A 13579-nucleotide genomic window follows, 5' to 3' on the forward strand; every position below is an offset into this window, starting at 1 on the left:
TCAGGCCGGGCTTTTCTTTGCCTGCGATTTGGCTTTGAAGCTATAAAGATCGCAGCCTGCGGCAGCTCCTACACGGTATCCGCACACATCCTGTAGGAGCTGCCGAAGGCTGCGATTCTTTGATTTTCAGCAACTGCGGCCACCGCGCCAATGACCAGAATGGCCGGGCTCTTCAGTCCAAACCTGCAAGCGTCGTCACCCATGCTCATCAGATCACTGCGGCACTCGCGCTGTTCTGGCAGAGAGGCATTTTCGATCATCGCCACTGGCATATCCGCCGCCATCCCGCCCGCCAACAACTGATCGCGGATCTCGTCCAGTTTGGCCACCCCCATGTAGATCACCAGTGTCGTACCGCCTTGCGCCAGCGCCTGCCAGTTCAATTGGCTATCGTCCTGGGTATGCGCGGTGACTAGCGTCACCCCGCGCGCCACACCGCGCAACGTCAGCGGAATATCACACTGTGTCGCGCCAGCAAGGCCGGCGGTAATGCCGTTGACCAGCTCGACCTCAACCCCACGTTCGCGCAACCACTGCGCCTCCTCACCACCACGGCCGAAAATGCACGGGTCACCGCCCTTGAGCCGCACCACGCATAGGCCTTGGCGGGCATAACGCAGCATCAGCCGATGGATGAAGGCCTGCGGCGTCGAGCGACAGCCACCGCGCTTGCCCACGGCAATGATTCGCGCCGTAGGGCAATGCTCCAGCAGGGCGTCATTGACCAGGTCGTCAATCAACACCACCTTTGCTTCGCGCAACGCGCGTACCGCTTTGAGCGTCAGCAACTCGGGATCACCGGGGCCTGCGCCCACCAGCCAGACTTTTGCATTCATGGTGTTTTCCTTCAGATGACCGATACCGGCTGCAGATCAGCGGCCAGCAAACGCTTGATTTCAGGGACACACGAGCCGCATTGCGTGCCGCACCCCAGTTGTTGTTTGAGACCTTGCAGATCCAGGCCTTGGCGAATTCCGGCACACACCGCGCTGTGACTGACGTTTTTGCAGTTGCACAGGGTTTTGCCCGGATTGGCCTGAATGCCGGCATTGCCGGGTGGCGCACTCATCGGCGCCAGAAGCCAGCGGCGCAGTTGTTCATCGGCGCGACCCTCCAGCCACAAGCCTTGCAGCCAGTGCTGAGCCAGGGTTTCGCCCGCGAGGCGGATTGCGGTGATTCGGCCGTTTTCGATGCGTACCCGTTTGCCAATGGCGCGGCGCGGGTCGTCGTAGGCCAGCACTGGACCGTCGAGCAGCGTCAGGCACTGGTCGATGTCGCGCAGCCGTTGCGGCTCTGGCGGCGTGACGCTGGCAGCGCGTATCAGCAGCGCGGGCCGCTCACGTCCGACAAGGCTGAGGCTCACATAGGAAAACGCCTCGCAGAGAGGTCGTAGCGTCTCGAAATGCCGTTGAACATCGCCCTCGATCAGGGCGAACAAGTGCCATGGCAGATTTACCGCTTCCAGACGCACGCCGCTGTGTTTGAGTTCGGGCTGTTTCGACAAAGGATCGAAGGCCGGCAAGGTCAGACTGTTGACCCCGCCCTTGAGAAACCGGTCGCCCCAATGCATCGGCAGAAATGCCTGACCGGGGCGCACGCCGTCATCGCTGTCGACCGCGACGATCACGGCACCGCGCCGACTCTTCAGGTTGACCAGATCCCCCGGCTGCAAGCGCTGCCGGCGTAACTCGTCCGGGTGCAGGCTTAACACGGCTTCGCTGACATGCCCGAACAATTGCGCTGCCGTGCCGGTGCGGCTCATGCCGTGCCATTGATCGCGCAGGCGGCCGGTGATCAGCGTCAGTGGGAACCGTGCATCGCGTTGTTCTTTGGCGGCGCGATAAGGATCGGCGACGAACTGCGCGCGACCGTTAGCCGTGGGAAAAATCCCGTCGCCATACAAGCGTGCCGTGCCTTGCCGGGCGCCGGCCGGAAAAGGCCATTGCTGCGGTCCCAGTTCATCAATCAATTGATGGCTGAGGCCCGACAAGTCCAGATCGCGTCCACGGGTCAGTTGTTTGTATTCGTCGAACAACTGCGCCGGCTGCTCGAAAGCAAACAGGCTCGGCTGAAGTGGGCGCAGACGTTTCTCCAGCCGCTGTGCGAAATCCACGGTGATCGCCCAGTCCGGCCGTGCTTCGCCCGGTGGGAGAATGGCCTGCCGTACGTGGGAAATGCGCCGTTCGGAGTTGGTCACTGAGCCTTGCTTCTCGCCCCAACTGGCTGCGGGTAACAACAGGTCGGCGAAGGCGGCGGTCTCGGTGGTGCGGAAGGCTTCCTGCAACACCACGAACGGGCAGGTCTGCAGCGCCTCGCGCACCGCCTGTTGATCAGGCATGGACTGTGCGGGATTGGTGCAGGCAATCCACAGCGCCTTGATCTGCCCGCTGCGCATCCGCTCGAACAGCTCGATAGCGCTGAGGCCGCTGGTTTGAGGCAGTTGATCGACACCCCAACAGGCTGCCACTTCGTCGCGATGCTTAGGATTGGCCGCTTCACGATGACCGGGCAGCAAATTGGACAGGCTGCCGGTTTCCCGCCCGCCCATGGCATTTGGCTGACCGGTCAAAGAGAAAGGTCCTGCACCCGGGCGGCCGATTTGCCCGGTGGCCAGGTGCAGATTGATCAGCGCGCTGTTTTTTGCGCTGCCAGCGGTGGACTGATTCAGGCCCATGCACCACAGCGACAGGAAACTTGGCGCGGTGCCCACCCATTCGGCGCACTGCTGCAATTGCTCGACACTGATCCCGCACAGTTGCGCAACCATTTGCGGGGTGTAGTCGCGCACCAGATTTTTCAGCTCAGGCAAACCGTCGGTGTGCGCCTTGATGAAGTCGCGGTCGATCCAGTCTTCCCACAGCAGCAGATGCAAAATCCCATGGAACAGTGCGACATCGGTGCCGGGCAGAATCGCCAGATGCAAGTCGGCCAACTCACAGGTGTCGGTGCGCCGGGGATCAATGACGATGACTTTCATCTGCGGCCGGCGCGATTTTGCCTCTTCCAGGCGTCGGAAAAGGACTGGATGGGCGTAGGCCATGTTACTGCCGGCGATCATCACGCAATCGCTCAGCTCCAGATCCTCGTAACTGCACGGCGGCGCATCGGCGCCGAGGCTGCGCTTGTAACCGACCACCGCCGACGACATGCACAGCCGGGAATTGCTGTCGATGTTGTTGGTGCCGACCAGTGCTCGTGCCAATTTGTTGAAGGCGTAATAGTCCTCGGTCAGCAACTGCCCGGAAATGTAAAACGCCACGCTGTCCGGGCCGTGTTCGGCGATGGTTTGGGCAAAGACCTGAGTTGCGTGATCCAGCGCCGTGTCCCAGTCGCAACGGCTGCGCGCCAGGCCTTTGCCCAGGCGCAGCTCCGGGTACAGCGCCCGGGCAGCCAGATCGCCGGTCACGTGCAGGGTCGAGCCTTTGCTGCACAGTTTGCCGAAGTTGGCCGGGTGCGCCGGATCGCCGCTGACGCCGAGGATGCGCTCGCCGTCATGCTCGATCAGCACGCCGCAGCCGACGCCGCAGTAGCAGCAGGTCGAGGCGGTCGTCTGGCGGTTCATCAGACCGCTTCCCGCAGTGCCAATTGCACGCGGCCGTTTTCGACCCGGGCCGGATGATGGTGCGCGCAGCCGATGTCCGGAGCCTGGGCCTCGCCGGTTTGCAGGTCGATCTGCCAGTTGTGCAGCGGGCAGGCCACGCGTTTGCCGTAGATCAAACCTTGTGACAGCGGCCCACCCTTGTGCGGGCAGCGGTCGTCAAGGGCGAAAACCTCGTCATCGCTCGTCCGAAAAATCGCGATGTCGCCTTTCGGCCCGGCAATGATCCGCGAACCAAGGGCATTGATCTCTTCCAGGGCACAGATATCGAGCCAGTTCATGCCGGCACCTCCAGGTTTTTCACGGGGATCACCTCGAATTCTTTCTTCAGTTGCGGCTGCGCGAGGCGCTCTTTCCACGGGTCTTGTTCGAACGACAGGGAGAACTGCAGGCGCTCATTCAGGGCCTTGCGGCGCTCGGGGTCTTCCAGCACGGCTTTCTTGATGTGCTCCATGCCGACCCGTTGCAGGTAGTGCACGGTGCGTTCGAGGTAGAAGGCTTCTTCGCGATAGAGCTGCAGAAACGCGCCGTTGTACTCGCGGACTTCCTCGGCGGTTTTCAGCTTGACGAAGAACTCGGCGACCTCCGTCTTGATCCCGCCGTTGCCGCCGATGTACATCTCCCAGCCGGAGTCGACGCCGATGATTCCTACGTCCTTGATCCCCGCTTCCGAGCAGTTGCGTGGGCATCCGGAGACAGCGAGTTTCACTTTGTGTGGCGACCACATGTTGAACAGGTCGTGCTCAAGCTCAATGCCCAACTGCGTCGAATTCTGCGTGCCGAAGCGGCAGAACTCGCTGCCGACGCAGGTTTTCACGGTGCGGATGGATTTGCCGTAGGCGTGGCCGGAGGGCATGTCGAGGTCTTTCCAGACGCCCGGCAAGTCCTGCTTCTTGATCCCCAGCAGGTCGATGCGCTGACCGCCGGTGACCTTGACCATGGGTACGTTGTACTTGTCGGCCACGTCGGCGATGCGCCGCAATTCCGCAGGGTTGGTCACGCCGCCCCACATCCGTGGCACCACCGAATAGGTGCCGTCCTTCTGAATGTTGGCGTGGGCGCGTTCGTTGATCAGGCGCGATTGCGGATCGTCCTTGGCTTCGCCGGGCCAGGTGGAAATCAGGTAGTAGTTCAGCGCAGGACGGCAGGTGGCGCAGCCATTCGGGGTGCGCCAGTTGAGGTAGCTCATGGTGTCGGCGATGGTCAGCAGATGCTGTTCGCGGATCGCCTGGCGGATCTGCCCGTGGTTGAGGTCGCTGCAACCGCAGATGGCTTTTTCGCTTTTCGGTTTGACGTCCGCCGCGCCGCCGACGGTGTTGATCAGGATCTGCTCGACCAGCCCGGCGCAGGAGCCGCAGGAACTTGCAGCCTTGGTGTGCTTCTTCACGTCATCGACGCTGAACAGGCCGTGTTCCTGAATCGCCTTGACGATGGTGCCCTTGCACACGCCGTTGCAGCCGCAGACTTCGGCGGTGTCGGCCATGGCCATGGCTTTGTCCTGGCCCTGATGTCCTACGTCGCCGATAGAATTTTCACCGAACATCAGGTGATCGCGGATCTCGCCGATGGCGTGATTCTCACGAATCTGTCGGAAATACCAACCGCCATCTGCCGTATCGCCGTACAGACAGGCGCCGACCAGCACGTCATCCTTGATCACCAGTTTTTTGTACACGCCGCCGATCGGGTCGGAGAGGGTGATGGTTTCGGTGCCTTCGCCGCCCATGAAATCGCCGGCGGAAAACAGGTCGATGCCGGTGACTTTCAATTTGGTTGAGGTCACCGAACCCTGATACCGGGCGAAACCCAGTTGCGCGAGGTGGTTGGCGCACACCTTGGCCTGTTCGAACAGCGGCGCCACCAGGCCATACGCGATGCCGCGATGGCTGGCGCACTCGCCAATGGCATAGATGCGCGGATCGTAGGTTTGCAGGGTGTCGTTGACCAGAATCCCGCGATTGCACGGGATGCCGGCGCGCTCCGCCAGTTCGGTGTTGGGGCGGATGCCGGCAGCCATCACCACCAGATCGGCAGGGATGATCTCGCCGTTCTTGAACTGCACCGAGCCGACCCGGCCATTGCCCGCGTCGTGCAGGGCCTGGGTCTGCTCGCACAAGCGAAAGTGCAGGCCACGGGCTTCGAGGGCGCTTTGCAGCAGTTGCCCGCTGGTCTTGTCCAGTTGCCGCTCCAGCAGCCATTCGCCGATGTGCACCACCGTGACGTGCATGCCGCGCAGCATCAGGCCGTTGGCGGCTTCGAGGCCTAGCAGGCCGCCGCCGATGACCACCGCGTGCTTGTGGGTTCTGGCGGTGTCGATCATCGCCTGGGTGTCGGCGATGTCGCGGTAACCGATCACACCCTGCAAGTCATTGCCGGGGATCGGCAGGATGAACGGTGTCGAACCAGTGGCGATCAGCAGGCGATCATATTCGGCCTCGGTGCCGTCTTCGGCAATCACCCGGCGTTTGACCCGGTCGATCTGCACCACCTTGCGGTTGAGCAGCAACTTGATGTGGTTTTCCAGGTACCAGTCGAGGTCGTTGAGCACGATCTCTTCGAAGGTCTGCTCACCGGCCAGCACCGGCGACAGCAGGATGCGGTTGTAGTTGGTGTGCGGTTCGGCACCGAAGACCGTGATGTCGTACAGCTCGTTGCTCAGCTTGAGCAGTTCTTCCAGGGTGCGAACCCCGGCCATGCCATTGCCGATCATCACCAGTTTGAGTTTTTTCATCAGGTTCTCCGGGGAGCGGTGGCTGGCCTCTTGTGGGCAGTCAGGCCGTGCTCGACAAATGTTGCGCAAACAAAAAAAGGCGTCCCGCTAGTTGCCTAGCGAGGACGCCTTTGTCCTGGTCCCGTTCTCTCGGGAAGCGCAACCTTCGTCGTTGAAGGTTGGGCTTTATGTATGGTGAAACGGGTAATGCAGTGGTTGTGCCAAGTGGCAGGATGGCGTGTTTATTAGGCGGAAGCGGTTATAGACGGGATTTTTTGCACCGAATCGACGCGGGTTGCTCGTTCGCGGGGCATTCAGGCAGACAGAATTGCTGTGATTGGAGTGGCCTCTTCGCGAGCAGGCTCGCTCCCACAGTGGATCGGTGTCGTTCACAAATCCCCTGTGTGCGAGCCTGCTCGCGAAGGGCGCGACGCGGTATCAGCGGTGAAACACCACCACCAGCAGCACCAGATTTCCCAACAGCGCCAACAACGCCACCGTCCGCCAGACCTTCAACGGCTCGCGCTCCAATAAAGGTCTGGGCCGCACACTCAAACTGCGTCGCTCACCCTGTTCCAGCACCAGCAACCATTCTTCAGCCGTTTCAAAGCGCTGTTGCGGATCGGCAGCCACGCCTCGCTCCAGACTCTGCGCAAGCCATTCCGGCACGTCCGGGCGGTAGCGACCGGCACTCACCGGCACGCCGAAGCGCGGCCGTTGAAAGGCTTCGATTTCGCCATAGGGAAAATGCCCCGTGAGCAGGAAGTACAAGGTCACGCCCACCGCGTACAGATCCTGTTGCGCACTCGGTGGCTCACCGCGAAACGCTTCCGGGGCGATATAACTCGGGGTTCCCGGCAGCGTTGACGGTGCGTCTTCGGACAGGCCGGGGCAATACGCCAGACCGAAATCCAGCAGGCGCAACTCGCCATCGTCGCCCAGGTGCAGATTCTCCGGTTTGATGTCGCGGTGCAGAATCTGCCGCCGATGCAGCAGGCCCACCGCCCGCAGCAGACGCTCGGCAATGTCCTGCCACTGTGCCAACGGTAACGGGCTGCTGTGTTGAAACAGCCGCGCCAGGGTCATCCCGGAATATTCGCGCATCACATAGTACAAATGCTGACGCTGGGTGCCGCTGTGGACTTCAGGAAAATGCCGCCCGGCGACACGCCTGAGGAACCATTCTTCCGACAACAAGGCCTGCCCGGCCTGTGGATCATCGGCCAGCCGTGGCGGCAGGGTTTTCAACAACCAGCTCCGACCTTGCCCGTCCAGCACTCGATACAGCAGCGATTGCTGGCTCTGAGCGACAACGTTCTGCACCTGCCAGCCTTCGAACATCTGCGCGGTTTTCAACGCTGGCGGCAGTGGCCATTGCTGCAAATGGATCAGCGCGTCGCCAATGCTCGCCTCGCCCAGCACATCGACCCGCACCAGCAACGCACTGGCGTTGTCCTGGCTGCCGGCCAGATGCGCGGCATTGACCAGCGTGTGTGCGGCACGGTCGAGATCCGGTTGATCGCGCAGGATCGCCGCGATTGCGGTATCGCCCAAGGTCGACCACACGCCATCGCTGAGCAGCACGAAACATTCGCCCTCGCGTAATTCACCGTCGAGAAAATCCAGCACCAGATGCTGATCCAGCCCCAGCGCGCGTTTGAGCACGTGCTGCATGCCCGGCTGCTCCCAGACATGATCCTGCGAAATCCGCTGCAAAGCGTCGGCCTGCCAGCGATAGACCCGGCAATCGCCGACGTGGGCCAGGGTGAAACGCCGACCGCGCAGAACCAGCGCGCTGACCGTGGTCAGCAACGGTTGCCCGCCGCCATTGGCCTGTAACCAGCGATTTTGCGCGAGCAGCAGGCGATCCAGCGCCTGCGGCACGCTCCAGGTTTGCGGTGTGGCGTAGTAATCCAGCGCCAGTGCCTGCAGGGTCGAGCGTGCAGCCAGGCCGCCGTCGGCGCATTGGCTTACGCCGTCGGCAATGGCGACCAGATAGCCTTTGCTCGCGGCCAGCGCCGGGGCGGGTGTCACCAGGCGCAGGGCGTCCTGGTTTTCCGCGCGCGGTCCGGTGGCGCTGGCCTGGGCAAAGCTCAGTTGCAGGGGCATTGCCGCCTCACACGCGTGCAGCAGTGACCGCCGCCGAACCCCAGGTGGTTCTCCAGCGACGTTTGACCCCGTGCAGGCCGAACCACGCCAGCACGCCGAGGCTGGCGAACAACCACAGCGCCAGTTGATAGCTGCCGGTGCTTTGCTTGATCGCGCCCATGCCGGCCGCCAAGGCAAAACCGCCGATGCCGCCGGCCATGCCGATCAGCCCGGTCATCACGCCGATCTCCAGACGGAAGCGTTGCGGCACCAACTGGAACACCGCGCCATTGCCGGCGCCGAGCCCGAGCATGGTGCAGACGAACAGCGCCAGTGCGGCGTAGGAGCTGGGCAGGTTGAAACCGACGGCGGCGATGCAGATCGCCGCCACGGTGTACATCGCCAGCAAGGTGCGGATGCCGCCGAAGCGATCCGCCAGCGCACCACCCAGCGGGCGCATCAGGCTGCCACCGAACACACAGGCAGCGGTGTAGTAACCAGCGGTTACCGGGCTCAGACCGTACTGATCGTTAAAGTAGCCGGGCAGGGCGCTGGCCAGGCCGATGAAGCCGCCGAAGGTCACGCTGTAGAAAAACATGAACCACCAACTGTCGCGGTCGCCGAGGGCCTTGAAGTAGTCGGCCATGGCTTTGGCCCTGGGCCGCTGCGGCGCGTTTTTCGCCAGCCAGGCGAACAGCACCAGCGTCAGGATCAACGGAATCAGGGCAAAACCGAACACGTTGCTCCAGCCGAACGACGCGGCCAGCACCGGGGCGATCAGCGCGGCGAACACGGTGCCGGAGTTACCGGCGCCAGCGATGCCCATCGCCTTGCCTTGATGTTGTGGTGGATACCATTGCGAGGCCAGCGGCAGGGCCACAGCAAACGAGGCACCGGCCATGCCGAGGAATAGCCCCAGCAGCAGCGCCTGTTCATAACTGTGGATACCGAGTTTCCACGCACCGAACAGCGCGCAGATCACGATCACCTGGCCGATCAGCCCGGCGGTCTTCGGCGACAGACGATCAGCCAGCATGCCCATCACAAATCGCAGCACCGCACCGGCGAGTATCGGCGTCGCCACCACCAGCCCGCGTTGTTGGGTGCTCAGGTGCAGGTCGGCGGCGATCTGCACCGCCAACGGGCCGAGCAGGTACCAGACCATGAAGCTCAGGTCGAAATACAGGAACGCTGCGAACAGGGTCGGGGTGTGGCCGGATTTCCAGAAGCTTGAATTCATCGCGCACCTCAGCTGAAAAGAGTCTCGAAAGGAGTCACAGCAGGTGGCGCGCCGCCACGGCCGCACCACCGGCCCCGGGCTGTGGGGCCAAAACGCAAAAACGCCGCTACCTGGTTCGCCGATGGGGCGAGCGGGGTGAGCGACGTCTTTGTCGTGGGTGGGGCAACCGCCGTTGGTTACCTGTGCTGAATGCTTAGCCAGATTTGTGCCAAGGATCAAAAGATCGCAGCCTTCGGCAGCTCCTACAGGAAATTGCGTGCCTTTGTAGGAGCTGCCGAAGGCTGCGATCTTTTGCTCTTCAATCAGCCGAGCAACTCACTCATGGCAATGATTTGCTCCGCCACCTGAATCAGTTTCTGCTGGCGGCTCATGGCCTGGCGGCGCATCAGGGTGTAGGCCTCTTCTTCGTTGCAGTCCTTCATCTTCATCAGCAGCCCTTTGGCCAGCTCGATGCGTTTGCGCTCGGCCAGTTGCTGGTCGCGGGCCAGCAGTTGCGCGCGCAAGGCCTGATCGCTTTCGAAGCGGGCCATGGCCACATCGAGAATCGGCTGCAGGCGCTGGGCGTGGATGCCTTCGACGATGTAGGCGCTGACCCCGGACTTGATCGCCTGACGCATCACCCCCGGGTCGTGTTCGTCGGTGAACATCACGATCGGTCGGGGCTGGTCACGGCTGACCAGCACCACTTGCTCCATCACATCGCGGCCCGGTGACTCGGTATCGATCAGGATCACGTCCGGGCGCACCGTTTCGACGCGGGCCGGCAGGTCGATGATCAGGCCGGACTCATCGATGACCTCGAAACCCGCCTCGATCAGCGCGGCTTTCAGGCGCCCGACTTTTTTCGCGGTGTCGTTGATCAGCAGAATGCGCAGCATATTGGCGGTCTCCTGTCAGCGGCGGGCGAGCAGAGGAGCGGCGTCGCTCAGGGCGTGCAGCTTGAAACTGCGGGCGTAAGCGGCCGGATCACTGCCGTCCCAGACTTTGCCATCGAGCAACTGGCTGCTGCGCATCTCTTTGCCCCACGCGGCGACACCGACGGCGGTGGCGGCTTCGCGGTAGATGTCCAGTTGCTGAACCTGGCGGGCCACCGCGAGGTAGTCGGGATCCTCGCGCAACAGGCCCCAGCGACGGAATTGGGTCATGAACCACATGCCGTCGGACAGATACGGCAAATTTACCTCGCCGTTGCCGTGAAAACGCAAGGCGTGCGGGTCCTGCCAGCGGTTGCCGAGGCCATCGGCGTAATCCCCGAGAAAACGCGGTTCGATGCAGGACAGCGGGGCGTCGAGATATTCCGGGGCGCTCAGCAACTGCGCGGTGCTGCGGCGGTTTTCCGCGCTTTGTTCAATGAAGCGGCTGGCCTCGAGAATCGCCATTACCAGCGCCCGGGCGCTGTTGGGGTATTGTTCGACGAACGCGCGGGTGCAGCCGAGGACTTTCTCCGGATGATCGGGCCAGATGCTCTGGCTGGTCGCCAGGGTGAACCCCAGATCCTGCTGCACGGCGGCTGCCGCCCACGGCTCACCGACGCAGAAACCATCGATGCGCCCGGCTTGCAGGTGCGCGACCATTTGCGGCGGCGGCACCACCACGCTGTCGACGTCCTGCAACGGATGAATGCCCTGACTCGCCAGCCAGTAATACAGCCACATCGCGTGGGTACCGGTGGGAAAAGTCTGGGCGAAGGTCAGTTTTGCGCGGGTTTGGTGCGCGTGCCGATCCAGCGCTTCAGGACTGGTCACGCCCAGTTGCTGCAAGCCGTGGGACAGGTTGAGGCTCTGGCCATTCTGGTTCAGCCCCATCAGCACCGCCATGTCACTCGGCGCCACGCCGCCGATGCCCAGATGCACCGCGTAAATCAGCCCGTACAGGCTGTGGGCGACATCCAGTTCACCGCTGACCAGTTTGTCGCGCAACGTCGCCCAGGACGCCTGACGCTTGAGGTTGATTGTCAGGCCGTAGGGCTGGGCAAAGCCTTGCGTGGCGGCCACGACCACCGAGGCGCAGTCGCTCAAGGCCATGAAACCGAGATTGATCACGCTTTTTTCCGGGGCATCACTGCCGTTGACCCAGGCCAGTGGCCCGACGGACGAATCACTCATATAAAGCCACCCTCAAAAAAACGCCGTCCCAGGTTTTGCTCAGGCAAAACCTGCGAACGACGCCATTGTCCGTGCCCGCACGCCGTCATTGGCCTGGGGGCTGATAACCCTGAAAGTGCAAGGCATATGCCAGTCAGGCTGATTTGCCTGTGCGCCTCGCGCCGGGGGGCGATGCCCGGCTATAATCGCCGCCTCTTTTCGCCGCCCGAGTCATCGCCGCCCATGTACACCCTGGCCCGTCAGCTGTTGTTCAAACTTTCCCCGGAAACCTCCCACGATCTGTCGCTGGATCTGATCGGCGCGGGTGGGCGTTTGGGCCTCAACGGCATGCTGTGCAAGAAGCCGGCGAACCTGCCGGTGACGGTCATGGGCCTGGACTTCCCGAATCCGGTGGGTCTGGCGGCGGGTCTGGACAAGAACGGCGCGGCCATCGACGGTTTCTCGCAACTGGGTTTCGGCTTTGTCGAAATCGGCACCGTGACCCCGCGTCCGCAGCCGGGCAACCCGAAACCACGGATCTTCCGCCTGCCGGAGGCCGAGGCGATCATCAATCGCATGGGCTTCAACAACCTCGGTGTGGATAACCTGCTGGCGCGGGTCGCGGCGGCCAAATACAAGGGCGTGCTGGGGATCAACATCGGCAAAAACTTCGACACTCCGGTCGAGCGCGCGGTAGATGACTACCTGATTTGCCTGGACAAGGTGTATGCCCACGCCAGCTATGTCACGGTCAACGTCAGTTCGCCCAACACCCCGGGCCTGCGCAGCCTGCAGTTCGGTGATTCGCTCAAGCAGTTGCTGGCGGATCTGGCCACGCGCCGTGCCGAACTGGCCCTGCGTCACGGCAAACATGTACCGCTGGCGATCAAGATCGCTCCGGACATGACCGACGAAGAAACGGCGCAGGTGGCTCAGGCGCTGATCGAAACCGGGATGGACGCGGTGATCGCCACCAACACCACCCTGAGTCGCGTCGGCGTCGAAGGCATGGAGCACGGTGACGAGGCGGGCGGTTTGTCCGGCGCCCCGGTGCGCGACAAGAGCACGCATACCGTGAAGGTGTTGGCTGAGGAACTGGGTGGTCGGTTGCCGATCATTGCGGCGGGTGGCATCACTGAAGGCAAGCATGCGGCCGAGAAAATCATGGCGGGTGCGAGTCTGGTGCAGATTTACTCGGGCTTCATCTACAAAGGCCCGGCCTTGATTCGTGAATCGGTCGACGCGATTGCCGCGCTGCGCTGAGGCTGTTGAGGACTCGTGATGAGGGGCTTTTGTGGCGAGGGGATTTATCCCCGATCGACTGCGCAGCAGTCGTAAAATTTGCATCCGCCGTTCGCCTGGCTCACTCGGGTGGATGGATTCGGGGCCGCTTTGCAGCCCATCGGGGATGAATCCCCTCGCCACAGGGATCTGTATCGTCCGGGGCAAGCATAAAAAAGGGCTCCTCGAAGGAGCCCCTGGGCCGTAGCCCGCCGTCCGGGAAGGACGTGCATGGTAAGTCGCTAGAAATTCAGATTGTCGTGTTGCAATAAGTGCCCTGTGTCAGCCGACGGCGTGAAGTTCGTTGAGTCTGTGGATCCCCGCAGTGCCGGTCATACCGTCCCAGTTGTCGCCGCGTCCTTCTCGCCAGCCGTTGATCCAGGCTTGGCGTACCGACGGTAGAGTAAATGGGCAAAGCTCGCGGGATTTGCCACCAACGCCATATTGATATCCGCGCAAAAATGCTCTTTCCAACGGATCACGCTTAAGTCTTCTCATAGGGTGTTTCCCTCACTTGTTGACTGTTTTCGTCGCGTTGACCTCAATCGAGGTCTGGCAGAAAAAACTCTGCCGTTGGG

10 protein-coding genes are annotated in these 13579 nt (G+C 62.3%); 1 reads left to right on the forward strand and 9 read right to left on the reverse strand.

Annotated features, from left to right (window positions below):
- Nucleotides 1-68 precede the first annotated feature (68 nt).
- The 8 genes from cobA to ACYZUM_RS05725 form a co-directional block, all read right to left on the reverse strand.
- Entirely contained in the window at nt 69-836 is a 768-nt protein-coding gene (cobA, locus tag ACYZUM_RS05690) for a uroporphyrinogen-III C-methyltransferase (protein WP_108182156.1), read from the reverse strand.
- 11 nt (nt 837-847) lie between these two features.
- Nucleotides 848-3562 (reverse strand): nitrate reductase, encoded by a 2715-nt coding sequence (locus tag ACYZUM_RS05695; RefSeq protein WP_108182157.1) that lies wholly within the window; start codon nt 3560-3562, stop codon nt 848-850.
- On the reverse strand, nt 3562-3879 hold the full coding sequence (gene nirD, locus ACYZUM_RS05700) for a nitrite reductase small subunit NirD (protein ID WP_041067740.1): 318 nt from the start codon (nt 3877-3879) through the stop codon (nt 3562-3564). Before nirD ends, ACYZUM_RS05695 begins: the two co-directional genes overlap by 1 nt.
- Entirely contained in the window at nt 3876-6329 is a 2454-nt protein-coding gene (nirB, locus tag ACYZUM_RS05705; RefSeq protein ID WP_108182158.1) for a nitrite reductase large subunit NirB, read from the reverse strand. The genes nirD and nirB overlap by 4 nt, the downstream gene beginning before the upstream one ends.
- Nucleotides 6330-6746: 417 nt before the next feature.
- Nucleotides 6747-8417 carry a bifunctional protein-serine/threonine kinase/phosphatase gene (locus ACYZUM_RS05710; RefSeq protein WP_108182159.1) on the reverse strand — a complete coding sequence of 557 codons (1671 nt, stop codon included), beginning with the start codon at nt 8415-8417 and terminating at the stop codon, nt 6747-6749.
- 7 nt (nt 8418-8424) lie between these two features.
- Nucleotides 8425-9636 carry a nitrate/nitrite transporter gene (locus tag ACYZUM_RS05715; protein ID WP_108182160.1) on the reverse strand — a complete coding sequence of 404 codons (1212 nt, stop codon included), beginning with the start codon at nt 9634-9636 and terminating at the stop codon, nt 8425-8427.
- 302 nt (nt 9637-9938) lie between these two features.
- Complete coding sequence (locus ACYZUM_RS05720; RefSeq protein WP_086794916.1) at nt 9939-10514, reverse strand: ANTAR domain-containing response regulator; 576 nt, start codon at nt 10512-10514, stop codon at nt 9939-9941.
- Nucleotides 10515-10529: 15 nt separating this feature from the next.
- Nucleotides 10530-11741 carry a CmpA/NrtA family ABC transporter substrate-binding protein gene (locus ACYZUM_RS05725; protein ID WP_108182161.1) on the reverse strand — a complete coding sequence of 404 codons (1212 nt, stop codon included), beginning with the start codon at nt 11739-11741 and terminating at the stop codon, nt 10530-10532.
- Nucleotides 11742-11963: 222 nt separating this feature from the next.
- Here ACYZUM_RS05725 and ACYZUM_RS05730 point away from each other — a divergent pair, with 222 nt between their 5' ends.
- Nucleotides 11964-12983: a quinone-dependent dihydroorotate dehydrogenase gene (locus tag ACYZUM_RS05730; RefSeq protein ID WP_108182162.1), complete on the forward strand. Its 1020-nt coding sequence runs from the start codon at nt 11964-11966 to the stop codon at nt 12981-12983.
- A gap of 300 nt (nt 12984-13283) precedes the next feature.
- Here the strand turns inward: ACYZUM_RS05730 and rmf are convergent, their stop codons facing one another.
- A complete protein-coding gene (gene rmf, locus ACYZUM_RS05735) occupies nt 13284-13499 on the reverse strand; it encodes a ribosome modulation factor (protein ID WP_003223300.1) in 216 nt (71 codons plus the stop codon).
- Nucleotides 13500-13579 lie beyond the last annotated feature (80 nt).

Source organism: Pseudomonas sp. m6p (genome assembly GCF_055760375.1).